11 protein-coding genes are annotated in these 13,891 nt (G+C 30.7%); 10 read left to right on the top strand and 1 reads right to left on the bottom strand.

Going from position 1 to position 13,891, the window contains the following annotated elements:
* Positions 1–92: 92 nt before the first annotated feature.
* Positions 93–1,679, top strand: a complete 1,587-nt coding sequence (locus J3477_RS07165; protein WP_206869015.1) for a ComEC/Rec2 family competence protein — start codon at positions 93–95, stop codon at positions 1,677–1,679.
* Positions 1,672–2,700, top strand: a complete 1,029-nt coding sequence (holA, locus tag J3477_RS07160) for a DNA polymerase III subunit delta (RefSeq protein WP_206869014.1) — start codon at positions 1,672–1,674, stop codon at positions 2,698–2,700. Before J3477_RS07165 ends, holA begins: the two co-directional genes overlap by 8 nt.
* A gap of 344 nt (positions 2,701–3,044) precedes the next feature.
* On the opposite strand, the gene rpsT is transcribed toward holA, so the two are convergent.
* Positions 3,045–3,308, bottom strand: a complete 264-nt coding sequence (rpsT, locus tag J3477_RS07155; protein WP_128212528.1) for a 30S ribosomal protein S20 — start codon at positions 3,306–3,308, stop codon at positions 3,045–3,047.
* A gap of 587 nt (positions 3,309–3,895) precedes the next feature.
* Here rpsT and gpr point away from each other — a divergent pair.
* The 8 genes from gpr (at position 3,896) to dnaK (ending at position 13,841) form a co-directional block, all read left to right on the top strand.
* The gene (gene gpr / locus J3477_RS07150) at positions 3,896–4,870 is read left to right on the top strand and encodes a GPR endopeptidase (RefSeq protein WP_206869013.1); all 975 of its coding nucleotides are present in this window, start codon (positions 3,896–3,898) and stop codon (positions 4,868–4,870) included.
* A 202-nt stretch (positions 4,871–5,072) separates the two neighbouring features.
* Entirely contained in the window at positions 5,073–6,158 is a 1,086-nt protein-coding gene (locus J3477_RS07145) for a stage II sporulation protein P (RefSeq protein WP_206869012.1), read from the top strand.
* A gap of 79 nt (positions 6,159–6,237) precedes the next feature.
* Positions 6,238–6,627 (top strand): sporulation-related protein NgaS, encoded by a 390-nt coding sequence (locus J3477_RS07140; protein WP_206869011.1) that lies wholly within the window; start codon positions 6,238–6,240, stop codon positions 6,625–6,627.
* A gap of 121 nt (positions 6,628–6,748) precedes the next feature.
* Positions 6,749–8,554, top strand: a complete 1,806-nt coding sequence (gene lepA / locus J3477_RS07135) for a translation elongation factor 4 (RefSeq protein ID WP_284691991.1) — start codon at positions 6,749–6,751, stop codon at positions 8,552–8,554.
* A 75-nt stretch (positions 8,555–8,629) separates the two neighbouring features.
* Complete coding sequence (gene hemW / locus J3477_RS07130) at positions 8,630–9,757, top strand: radical SAM family heme chaperone HemW (RefSeq protein ID WP_206869008.1); 1,128 nt, start codon at positions 8,630–8,632, stop codon at positions 9,755–9,757.
* Between the two features lie 413 nt (positions 9,758–10,170).
* Positions 10,171–11,196: a heat-inducible transcriptional repressor HrcA gene (gene hrcA / locus J3477_RS07125; protein ID WP_206869006.1), complete on the top strand. Its 1,026-nt coding sequence runs from the start codon at positions 10,171–10,173 to the stop codon at positions 11,194–11,196.
* Between the two features lie 106 nt (positions 11,197–11,302).
* The gene (grpE, locus tag J3477_RS07120; RefSeq protein ID WP_206869004.1) at positions 11,303–11,926 is read left to right on the top strand and encodes a nucleotide exchange factor GrpE; all 624 of its coding nucleotides are present in this window, start codon (positions 11,303–11,305) and stop codon (positions 11,924–11,926) included.
* A 61-nt stretch (positions 11,927–11,987) separates the two neighbouring features.
* Positions 11,988–13,841 carry a molecular chaperone DnaK gene (gene dnaK / locus J3477_RS07115; protein ID WP_206869002.1) on the top strand — a complete coding sequence of 618 codons (1,854 nt, stop codon included), beginning with the start codon at positions 11,988–11,990 and terminating at the stop codon, positions 13,839–13,841.
* The last annotated feature ends 50 nt before the right edge of the window (positions 13,842–13,891 follow it).

Here is a 13,891-nt window from a genome sequence, read left to right as displayed (position 1 = left end):
CTTTCAATTTTATTCAAAAAAATATCTATGGTGCAGTGTTAGTTGCTGCATCATTTTTTTTATTACATTTTATTATATATGGGAAAAAGTTCATGGTGGTTATTTGTATATTTTTTATAGCTTCATATATAAATTGCTTAATATACTATTCCTTAGATTCTGAATATAAAACTGTATTTAAAGTAATTGCTGTTAATCCTAAAAATAAAATTGTAGAGATAGGCAGGCAAAGTTTTAAAATTGAAGGAATGAACACAGACCTTAAAGATGGAAGTAAGTATTTGATATATGGAAGTTATAGGCATGAACCAGATATTGAAAAAGGTATAGTTGGAAATATTAAGGTTGAAAAATATAATTTTTTAGAATATGGATTTAGTGGAAGCGTTAATTCTAAACAAGACGATTTTTATAATATATTGAAAAACTATATAGGGGAGGAAGGCTCGGCATTAGTATGTTCTGCTGCCTTTGGATACACAAAATACATTAAAAATGAGCAAAATGTGCTTATGAGTAAATATGGAATAATCCATGTAGTATCAGTTTCAGGCTTTCATATCGCAGTGATATATTCTATTATAGAAAAACTACTTGGTTTCAAATTTGCTTTAGTGTTAAGCTTTATATATACATTATTTAGTGGTGGAAAGTCTTCAACTTGGAGAGCTTTTTTAATGATATTTATTCTTAAACTTTCCAAAAAGGTATATAGAAAGTATGATTCCATATCTGCATTAAGCTTCTCGGCTATACTATTGTTGGTTTATAAACCATACTTCATATATGATATAGGTTTTAATTTATCGTACTTGTCTACCTTAGGTATATTACTGTTTTATAATAAGTTGAAAATAAAACTCTATAAATTACCACAAATACTAAGTGATACTTTCTGTATTTCAATAGCAGCACAAGTTTTTTCCTTTCCAGTAGCTACTTTAGCCTTAAATAACTTTTCTCCAAATTTCATGTGGGGAAATCTTTTTCTATTACCGTTATTTACGCCTATAGTAATCTTGGGAAATATAGCTTTTATGCTAATGTGGAACGGAACGCTTCTTAAGGTTACAGCTTATATAATAAAAGTATTTATAATAGCTTTACAGGGAGGTATATCAGTTATTGATAAATTTTCTTTGAATATTACAACAATAAATCCTAGTATTGTATATGGATATGTATTGTTGCTTATATGCTTTTACATGTACAAAAACGGTTGTAAAAAAGCTAAGCATGTTCTGTGGATGGTGGCTTTTGTTGTTATTTTATCAATGTACAAATTTGAAACTAAGGTAACTATTATAACTGATGGCAAAACAAAAGCAGTATTGCTGGAACAAGGTTTTCGTAGGGCCTTAATCACTAAGACCTTATCAGGGTACAATTATAATATCTTGAATAAAAATTACTATCCTACTGAAAGTATAGAATGGAAGAGTAAAAAATTGTATTCATACAATGGTATAACAATAATTCCTAAAGATGAAGAAAAGGAAATAGCAATATTAAGCAACAAAAATAGTTATATTCTAACTATTAATAATCAACCTTATGTTTGTAATCAATCCTATGATATAATAAAAATTGATGAAAATAAAAGCTTTATATTAGATCAAAATGATGCTAGAGCTTTAAATGATAATATATTAGACTCTGAAGGTGATAACAGTGATTGATTTAGATGGATTAGATAACTCTATAAAAAAAGGAAAATTAGAAGGCTGTTATGTTTTTGTTGGATTAGACGAAATGATAATAAATGAAAACATAGATAAAATAATTGATAAAACTGTGGATGGTCAATTCAAAGACTTAAATTACGTGAAATTAGATGGTATGAAAACAACTTTTGATGAAATGATGAATGCCTGTGAGACTATGCCTTTCTTTAGTGATAAAAAGGTAGTTGTAGTATATAGAGCAAATTTTTTAAGAGATAAAGCTGATGCTGCAGGAACTAAAGTTTACAATCAGTTGGTGGAATATTTGAAAAATCCACCTCCTCACTGTATATTAGTTCTTTACTATCTGCAAAACGATAAAAGAGAAAATCCTAATAGGAATAAGAAACTAACTACCATGGAGAAGAGTGCTACTGTTGTTAAAGTAGATAAATTAAAAGGCGATAAGTTATATAAAAAGGTCAACTCGATCTTTGAGGAAAAAGGGAAAACAATTGGTAAAATAGAATTAAGATATTTTTGCGATGCAGTTGAAAATAACTTTAATATAATTGAGAGAGAAATTGATAAACTAATAAGCTATACGGAAGGAAGAGACATTACTCGAGAAGATATAATAAAGATGCTTCCGCACAAAAGTGAAGATGATGTTTTTGATTTAGTTGATTTTATAAGCCAAAAGAAGTCGGAAAAATCTATAGATATAATGAATGAGCTTATAAATAAAGGTGAAAATTTAATGTTGATATTATCTCTTATACAAACTCAATTCACTATGCTATATAAAATAAAGCTCGGAATAGATAAAGGTAAAAATAAAGATGATCTAGCAAAAGAAATAAGAAGACCAGCTTTTATTTGTGAAAAGCTTATGGCGCAGAGTAGAAAGTTTTCATATAAGCAGCTTTATAATTGTATGAAGTTGTGCATAGATACAGAAAAGAAATTGAAAAGCACTGGGTTTGACAAAAAGACAGAGATGGAAATTATGATAATGAGTACCTTGATGGTTTAATAAAAAGGCACTATTAAAGTACCTGAAATTAAGTGGTTATCCATCCAATGCTTTAATGAGCTTACGCAAAAAATCATTTAATTCTAATAGCTAGCTCATATAGCATCTCCTGTATAACTGCTTAATTTGAAAAATTGTATTAGTATTTTAAAACAAAAAAGAAGTTAGTATAATACTAACTTCTTTTTTCGTTGAGAACCAGCTTCTAACTATTAATTTATGGATGCTCGAAAATAATAACATTGTTATTTTTGAACATGCATAAATTAAGTTTTTATTCTGGAGCTCAAAAATAGATATTGAGAGAAATAAATAACCGGTCTTTAGACCGGTTTACAAGCTTATTATGCTATAGTGTTTAACTTAGCAGCTAATCTTGATTTCTTTCTAGCAGCCATATTCTTATGGATTACTCCTTTAGCAGCAGCCATATCTAAAGCTCTTGCAGCGTCCTTATAAGTAACCTTAGCTTCTTCAACATTGTTAGCGCCAGCAGCTACTTCAAACTTCTTTATAGCTGTTTTAAGAGCAGATTTTATAATCTTATTTCTTAAAGTTTTAGTTTCAATAACTTTAATTCTCTTTTTAGCTGATTTAATATTTGCCATTCATGTTCACCCCCTTCAATTTTATAGGGTCTCTGCAGCTTTGGGGAAATCTGCGTACGAGTTCATATTCAACAAGTGATATTATAGCATTGATAAATGGCTAATTCAAGTACTATTTTATTTTTTTAAGCCAACCAATCTAGTTTATTCCAGTTAATATTATACAAAAACTAACATCACGTAAGTTATTTATTACATATTATTTGTTGTCAAAAAACATTAAATTTATACAAAAATTTTAAAATCAATTTACTAAATATAACTATATACTATTCTTAATGCCATAGAATCCTTAAGTTAACTATTAATTTATTGTGCCTAATAATCAGCAAAAGCCTTGATTATACAACAAGTATAGATTAAATTTTAGTATGTAAATTTTATAAAATACTTTAATTCTAGTAGAAATTCATTTGTACATATATAAAATATTTGCAAGATTTGATTAAAGATAAAAATCTCCATGGCTCAAATATGGTGATTTTTATGTGAAGTAATACAGCATCAGCTTTGAAATATATATAATTAATAATTATCACTTTTATGGGATAAAATATGTATAAAATATTTTGTATAGAGGTGACTATATGATAAACGTAAGAACTGATTTAGCTGTAGAGGCACGAGAGTTATATAAGCAAATAAATAAGAGAGAAGCTGATGGGATTATTTCTGAAGAAGAAGAGATAGATAATATAAAAATAACTACTGTTAAGATAATGAATGAAGATGGTGCGGCTAAGATTGGAAAACCGATAGGTACATATATTACTATAGATATACCAGAATTTACCCATTATGATGGAGAAATAATGGATGATGTATCTGAAGTGTTAAATAATAGTATGCAAAAATTGATTGGTTCAAATACTTCTAAGACTGCGCTAGTAGTTGGACTTGGAAATTGGAAGGTAACTCCCGATGCTCTAGGCCCAAAGGTTGTAGAAAAACTAATGATTACAAGACACTTAAAAGCTGTAATGCCAGATTCTATTGACGAATCAGTAAGACCTGTATGTGCTCTAGCTCCAGGAGTTCTAGGCATTACTGGTATAGAAACTGGGGAAATAATTAAAGCAGTAGCAGATAAAATAAAACCTGATATGGTTATATGTATAGATGCATTAGCTTCAAGAAGTATAAGAAGAGTTAACAGAACTATACAAATTGCTAATACTGGAATTTCTCCAGGCGCTGGGATTGGCAACAAGAGAATGGAGATTAATGAAGAAAACTTAGGCATTCCGGTCATAGCAATAGGAGTTCCTACTGTAGTTGATGCCGCTACAATAGTAAATGATGCTATGGATTTAGTTTTAGATGAAATGGTGAGTCAATCTACTGAAGGTGGAGAGTTTTATAACATGCTTAGAAGTATTGATAAAAATGAAAAAAGTCATTTAATTAAGTCTTTATTAAATCCGCATGTTGGAGATTTAATGGTTACTCCGAAGGAAGTGGATGTAGTTATAGATTCAGTTTCGAAAATAATATCTAACGGATTGAACATGGCATTACAATCTAATTTAGATATGGATGATATAAATAAATTCATGAGTTAATAACTAGGAGCTGTTAAAGCAGTTAGTTGAAATTAAATGGTTAAGCATCTCCTGCATAACCATTTAATTTCAATAATAGTTTTAAACGTAGCCTAAAATTAAGTGATACACCTATAACTAAAATCATATTTAAATTGTAATTTAGGTTAACATAATCTATAGACTTGTCTCATATAAATATTTAATATGAGGAGGGGATATAGTGTATTATAATAGAAGGAGAGTAAAAGAGCATAATTCATTAAAAACTATGTTGCTTATGGGTATCTGCTTAGTAATTGCTGTTACTATGTTATTTACTAATGTAAGAACATCATTACTAAAGAATTCATTTCTATATATCAAGGCTATTGAAACATCTATACCGTATTTTGGCGTAAGTGTACAAGCTGATAATAGTAGTTTTAAGAACATATCTTTGAGAGATAGTATTTATGACAAGATTAGCTCTGATATAGTAAGTCCGTCTAAATTATTATCTGCTGAAATACCATTCTTAAACATTGGCAGTGATGAAAAAGAATATGAGGAAAATTTCGCTACAATAAATCCTTTTAATCTTTCAGATGCAGCTGTTGCTAAAATTAATCCAGAAGAGCTTCAGCAGCAGCAAGGGCAACAACCGAATAGTCAAACTCCAGTAAAGGTATCGGCAGCATTTAACCCAAATTTGAAAAAACAATTAAATGAATCTAAGCCAGAAATCTTAATATATCATACTCATACAACTGAGGCATATAAGCCTGCTGGTGCTGATTCCACTGAGGAACAGTATAGTGTTGTAGGTGTTGGAACTCAATTAGAAAAAGAACTTGAAAATTATGGGATATCAGTTATCCATGATAAGACAATGCATAGCATGGTGTATAATGATAGTTATTTAAGATCCGCTGAAACTGTAAAGAAATATCTAAATAAATATGGTAATAATTTTAAATTGATTATAGATCTCCATAGAGATTCTGCAGAAAGTAAGAGTTCTAGTACCACAAACTTAAATGGTGAAAATGTATCAAAGATGATGTTTGTAACAGCACAAAATACACCTTATTATCAGCAGAATAATGCAATAACAGAGAGTTTGAATGAAACAGCTAGAAAGCTTTTTCCTGGATTTTCGAAAGGTATACTATCATATAAGAGAGGTATGAATTCCTTTAACCAAAATCTTAGCAATCATTCAATCTTAATAGAAATTGGTTCAGATATAAATACTAGTCAAGAGTCTCAAGGTTCAGCAAAGTATGTTGCTAGAATTATTGCAGAATATTTAAATGGTAAAAAATAAGATGAATTGGCATAAGTGAATAAATTTTCCAAAAATTGAACATCCTTATAGATATAAATCATATCTTGGGGGTGTTTTTTTGAGAAAGATAGCAAATATTATTATAGTAATGATGGTTATCTCCTTCATGCTGTGGGGAATTATAAATATAAATATTATAAATACAGCTTCTCTGAGCAAAGGTACAGACGGTGTAAGTTCCATATCACAGGCTGATTACAAAGAATTAAAAGATGAATTTGGACAGGATTTCTTAGGTCTTTTAGAGGATGACTGTGAGGTTAAGATTCATGATGAAGATGGAAGTTACAAGTTAGAGTTCAATGGTAAGTACTACAATATAGACGCCATAGGATCAAAACTGAAGTCACTTGGCATAATAAAAGAAAAAGGCTATTGGGTTTTTAATAAAATTAGCGATGGTGTAGAGTACTTTTATGAAAAAGTTAGTAATAAGATTAGTGGTTAAATAACATAATTTTATAGTTATTGACAATCAAGCTGGATACTATGATATAATTTAACAAGATTTAATCTACATGGGGGTGAAAACTGTTCCAAGGATATTCCTTGAGGATGGGTTTATGAATATGCAAAGTAATAGACAGAAACACATAAGAAACTTTTCAATAGTTGCACATATCGATCATGGTAAGTCTACTTTAGCAGATAGACTTCTTGAAACAACAGGAACTTTAACACAAAGAGAAATGGAAGAACAAGTTTTAGATAATATGGAGCTTGAAAGAGAAAGAGGCATTACAATAAAATCGCAGGCTGCAAGACTTGTTTATAGAAGAGAAGATGGAGAAGAGTTTATATTAAACTTGATAGATACTCCTGGACACGTAGATTTTAATTATGAAGTATCTAGAAGCTTGGCTGCTTGTGAGGGTGCTGTTCTAGTAGTTGATGCGACACAAGGAATACAAGCACAGACACTAGCAAACTGTTATTTGGCTTTAGATAATAATCTAGAGATTGTTCCAGTAATAAATAAAATTGATCTTCCTAGTGCGAGACCGGAAGAAATAAAGCAAGAGATAGAAGACGTTATAGGAATTGAATCTCATGATGCACCTCTTATATCGGCAAAGACTGGACTTAATATAATTGATGTATTGAATTCAGTAATTGAAAAAGTTCCAGCACCAAGTGGAGATGAAGAGGCACCATTGCAAGCACTTATATTTGACTCGTTTTATGATAGTTATAAGGGCGTAGTTTCTTATGTAAGAGTTAAAGAAGGAACCGTTAAGGTTGGAACTAAAATAAAACTAATGGCTACAAACAAAGTTTATGAAGTTACAGAGGTAGGTGTATTTACTCCAGGATTTATGCCTATTTCAGAACTTAGAGCTGGTGATGTTGGATATGTTACCGGTTCAATAAAAAATGTTAGAGATGCTAGAGTAGGTGATACTATAACTGAAGCTGATCGACCTACTAGTATTGCACTTCCAGGATACAAACCTGCAGTTCCTATGGTTTTCTCAGGTATATATCCTGTAGACGGAGCTAAGTATGAAGAGCTTAAGGAAGCTTTAGAAAAGCTTCAAATAAATGATGCAGCACTTTCTTTTGAACCAGAAACTTCAGTTGCTTTAGGTTTTGGATTTAGATGTGGATTCTTAGGATTACTACATATGGAAATAATACAGGAAAGAATTGAAAGAGAATTTAATCTAGATATTATTACTACAGCACCGTCCGTTATATACAAGGTTATAAAGACAGATGGTGAATTAATAGAACTTACAAATCCAACAAATCTTCCTGAGCCAACTGAAATTGACTATATGGAGGAGCCTATAGTTAAGGCTTCTATAATAAGCCCAACAGAATACGTTGGACCGATAATGGACCTTTGCCAAGAGAGAAGAGGAAAATATATTGATATGGAATATATTGAGACAACAAGAGTTGTTATCAATTATGAGATTCCTCTAAATGAAATAGTTTATGATTTCTTTGATGCGCTAAAGTCAAGAACTAAAGGTTATGCATCTCTTGATTATGAGCTAAAAGGTTATGAAACTTCAGAGCTTGTTAAGTTAGATATTCTTCTAAACGGAGATACTGTTGACGCATTGTCAATGATAGTTCCAAAAGAAAGAGCATATCATAAGGGTAGAGGAATAGCTGAAAAGCTAAAGGAAATAATTCCAAGACAGCTATTTGAAATTCCAATACAAGCTGCAGTAGGATCTAAAATTATTGCAAGAGAAACAGTAAAAGCAATGAGAAAAGACGTACTTGCAAAATGTTATGGTGGAGATATATCCAGAAAGAAGAAACTTTTAGAAAAGCAAAAAGAAGGAAAGAAGAGAATGAGACAGGTTGGTTCTGTTGAAGTTCCACAAGAAGCATTTATGTCTGTTTTAAAAGTTGATTAGAAAGTTCCTATATCAAAACTATAGGTTTTATTATGAAGTCGTGCATCTAAAGATGATTTGATTGGAGGTAACAGTATGGAAAAAATAGCGCTTTATGTACATATACCATTCTGTAAACAAAAGTGTTTTTACTGTGATTTTCATTCATTTCAAGGTATGGAAGAAGCTATGGAGAGATATACTAAAGCTCTTATAGAAGAAATAAATAGAAAAGCTCAAAAATATGAAATTACAAGTGTTTTTATAGGTGGGGGAACTCCCACCTATTTATATTTACCTCTATTTGAAGAACTTTTAAAGTGTATAGGAAGCTTAAATCTTTCAAAAGACATTGAATACACTGTTGAGTGCAATCCAGGAACCTTGAATGATGAAATTTTAGAAGTTATGAAGAAAAATAAAGTTAATAGGCTTTCACTTGGGTTACAGGCATGTCAAGATAATCTATTAACTGTCATAGGTCGAATACACAACTATAAGGAATTTGAAGAAAACTATCATCTAGCTAGAAGCAAAGGGTTTGATAATATAAATGTGGATCTTATGTACGGGCTTCCTGGTCAAAAGGTTGACCAATGGAAGGAAAGCCTAAGTAAGATAATAAAATTAAATCCAGAGCACATATCAGCTTATAGCCTCATAGTAGAGGAAGATACGGTTTTTTATAGATGGTACGAGCAAAATAAACTAAATCTTCCAACAGAAGATCAAGAACGAGAGATGAATGATTTGACACATTCGTTATTAAAAGATAGTGGGTACGATAGGTATGAGATTTCTAATTATGCTAAGGAAGGAAAAGAATGCAAACATAACTTAGTATATTGGAATTTAGAAGATTATATAGCCTGCGGTACAGGGGCGTCCTCATATATAAGTGGAATAAGATATAAAAATTTATCCAATATGAACAAATATATGGAAGCAATTGAAAAGAATTTAGAAGAATATGAAGAAGTAATAAAAAATTCATCAGAAGATAATATTGAAGAATTTATGTTTATGGGACTAAGGAAATTAGAAGGAATATCAGAGGATAAGTTTAAGAAAAGATTTAAGATTTCTATAGATGATGTTTTTAAAGATGTTATAGATAAACATGTAAAAGAAGGGCTTTTAATAAGAGAAAGTGGTATGATTTTCTTAAGTGAAAAAGGAATAGAACTATCAAATTATGTTATGAGTGATTTTATGTTAAATTAAATAAAAAATATAGGTGCTGTTAAAATATAAAAGAATGTATGAATTCATATGCTATATAAATTCATACATTCTTTTGAATTTTGTGGAGAGAAAATGGGGATATTAAGTTGATTATGAGCAGATAAGTGCTTGTAGATAAGAAATATAGTTATAAGTATATATAAAAAATATAGATTAGAAAGTGAGGATAGGTAATAAAAAAATATCATTGATTTTTACAAAATAAGCATTTAGGAGAAATCAAGAGGAATTGTGAGAATATAAGAGTAAATCTGTAAATAATAGCTCAAATTAATTTAATCTATAGATTTATTAACTTAATTCAAATTGACAAAAAATTATATAAATAATATATTTAAATCGTAGTCATTAGCACTCGACTTAAGTGAGTGCTAACAAAAGAGGTGATATTAGTGATAGATGAAAGAAAAATTAAAATTCTTGAGGCAATAATAAATGACTATATAATGACTGGAGAACCAGTAGGATCAAGAACTATCGCTAAAAAATATGATTTAGGAATAAGTTCAGCTACAATCAGAAATGAAATGTCTGACTTAGAAGAGTTAGGATATCTTGAGCAACCTCATGCATCTGCTGGTAGAATTCCATCAAGTAAAGGATATAGATTATATGTTGATAAATTAATGGAATTTCAGGGTGTTAGTTTAGAAGAAGAACTTCTAATTAAGAAATATCTTATAGATTCTGCTCTTTTTGAAGTGGATAGAATGATAAAGCAAGCAAGTACACTTTTATCACAATTAACAAAGCTTACTTGCGTTGTAAATGCACCTTCTGTTAAGAAAAGTGTTATAAAGTCTATACAACTTATGATTGTAGATCAATTTAACCTTCTTTGTGTTATTGTTACTGATAGCGGAGCTATAAAAAATAGTCTTATTAAGGTAACTAATATACCTACATTAGAAACATTATCAAAGATAAACGATATATTGAATATAAGACTTAAAGATCTAACTATAGAACAAATAAACTTAGTTACTATTAACAAGCTAAAAAAAGATTTGTTAGGTTTTGATGAAATATTTAATGCATTGATACCAGCATTGTATGAAACCTTAAATACATCTGAAGGTGAAGTATTTATGGAAGGTACAACTAACATATTTAACTATCCTGAGTACAATGATATAGAAAAAGCTAAGGAGATATTATCTCTTCTTTATGATAAGGACAATGTTTCTAAATTGATAGTAAGTGATGATAATATTTCTATAAGAATAGGTGACGAAAATTATCTTCCTGAGGCAAAAGATTGCAGCGTAATTTCTGCTGTATACACCTTAGGTGGTAAAAATACTGGGACCATTGCTTTAATTGGACCTACAAGAATCAACTATCCTAAGGTATTATCCATTATGGCTGAAGTTATGAAAGAACTTAATGAGTCGCTTAAGAATCAACGCTTGAAATAAATATAAATAATTATATTTTTATAGTATAAAGTAAAGAATAGCAATGGGTTTGATATATTAAGAAAAACCTATTTCATAAAAAAGAGATGAGGTGTAGTAACAAGATATGAAAGAAGTGAATAACGAAAATATCAATGAACAAGAAGATGTAAATACTTCAGAAGTTGAAAATGAAAATTTAGAAGAAAAAGATACTCTAGAAGAAGTTCTAGAAGGTGAGATTTTAGAAGATATTGAATTTGAAAGTAGTAACGACAATGTTACATCTTTTAAAGATGAAATAACAAAACTTAAGAATGAAAACTCGAAATTAAACAATGAATTAGATGCATTAAAAGAAAGACTTTTAAGATTAAATGCAGAGTATGAAAACTTTAGAAAGAGAACTTCTAAAGAAAAAGAAGGTATTTATACTGATGCTTGTGAGGACGTACTTAAAGAAATGTTCCCAGTATTAGATAATCTTGAAAGAGCTGTAACTGTTGATGGAAGTGTTGATGACCTTAAAAAGGGTGTAGACATGACTGTAAGGCAGTTCAAAAATGCCTTTGAAAAACTAGGAGTAGAGGAAATAGAAGCTAACGGTGAATTTGACCCGAATTTACATCAAGCAGTAATGCATATAGAAGATGGAAATTTAGGTGCCAACACCATAGCAGATGTCTTTCAAAAAGGCTATAAAAAAGGTAGCAAGGTTCTTAGGTTCACTATGGTTAAAGTAGCAAACTAGTAAACATACTTTTATTTGAATAAATTAATTAAATTCGTGATTAATGAGGAGGAAATAGCAAATGTCAAAGGTTATAGGTATCGATTTAGGAACAACTAATTCTTGTGTAGCTGTTATGGAAGGAGGAGAACCTGTAGTTATAGCAAACTCAGAAGGTGCAAGAACAACTCCTTCAGTAGTATCTTTCCAAGCTAACGGAGAAAGATTAGTTGGTCAAGTAGCTAAAAGACAAGCGATTACAAATCCAGATAAAACAATAATATCAATAAAGAGACATATGGGAACTAACCATAAGACTACTATTGATGGTAAGGACTATACTCCACAAGAAATATCAGCTATGGTTCTTCAAAAGATAAAGGCTGATGCTGAAGCATACTTGGGAGAAACTGTAACTCAAGCAGTTATAACGGTTCCAGCATATTTCAATGACTCACAAAGACAAGCGACTAAAGATGCAGGTAAGATAGCTGGTCTTGAAGTTTTAAGAATAATAAACGAACCAACTGCAGCATCATTAGCTTACGGTCTTGATAAGACAGACCATAGTCATAAAATATTTGTTTATGACTTAGGTGGTGGTACTTTCGACGTATCAATACTTGAACTTGGTGATGGAGTATTTGAAGTTAAAGCGACAAACGGAGATACTCGCCTTGGTGGAGATGACTTTGATCAAAAGATTATAGATTATATAGCAGCTGATTTTAAATCACAACATGGAATTGATTTAAGAAATGATAAGATGGCTTTACAAAGACTTAAAGAAGCAGCTGAAAAAGCTAAGATAGAGCTTTCGTCTTCAACTCAAACTATAATAAATCTTCCATTTATAACAGCTGATGCTACAGGTCCAAAACATATTGAATTAACTCTTACAAGAGCTAAATTCAATGAAATAACTGGCGACTTAGTTGAAAGAACAATAGAGCCAATGAGAAAAGCACTAGCTGACTCAGGATTAAGCTTAAATGATATAGATAAGATAGTATTAGTTGGTGGTTCTACAAGAATACCAGCAGTTCAAGAAGCTGTTAAGAAGTTTACAGGAAAAGAACCTTCAAAGGGAGTTAACCCAGATGAATGTGTTGCAGTAGGTGCTGCTATACAAGCTGGTGTATTAACTGGAGATGTTAAGGATGTATTACTTCTAGATGTAACTCCATTAAGCCTTGGTATAGAAACATTAGGAGGAGTAGCAACTCCATTAATAGAAAGAAATACAACTATACCTACAAGAAAGAGTCAAGTATTCTCAACTGCAGCAGATAACCAAACATCAGTTGAAATACATGTTGTTCAAGGTGAAAGACAAATGGCAGCTGACAACAAGACTCTTGGTAGATTTACGCTATCAGGAATACTTCCAGCTAGAAGAGGAGTTCCTCAAATAGAAGTTACTTTTGATATAGATGCTAATGGTATCGTAAAGGTATCTGCAGTTGATAAAGGAACTGGAAAAGAAGCTAATATAACTATAACTGCTTCAACTAACCTAAGTGATGATGAAATTGATAAGGCAGTTAAGGAAGCTGAAAGATTTGCAGAAGAAGATAAAAAGAGAAAAGAATCAATAGAAGTTAAGAACAATGCAGATCAAGTTGTATATCAAACAGAACAAACTTTAACTGAATTAGGTGATAAGGTTTCTGCTGAAGATAAGGCTAAGATACAAGCTAAACTTGAAGATGTTAAGAAGGTTAAAGATGGAGAAGATATAGAAGCTATAAAGAAAGCTACAGAAGATTTAACTCAAGAATTCTATGCTATTTCATCTAAGATATATGGTGATGCAAATGCACAAGGTGGTGCTGGATTTGATCCGAATGCTGCTAATGCAGGCGGAGCAAACACAGGAGCTGCTCATGATGACAATGTAGTAGATGCTGACTTCAAGGTTGATGAAGATAAATAGTTGTAACAAAGCGAGTATTTAATATATAATATGACAGGGAAGGCAACTCG

This window comes from Clostridium zeae, assembly GCF_017312485.1.
GTDB classification, from domain to species: domain Bacteria; phylum Bacillota; class Clostridia; order Clostridiales; family Clostridiaceae; genus Clostridium_AR; species Clostridium_AR zeae.
This window is presented reverse-complemented; position numbering and strand designations above follow the sequence as displayed.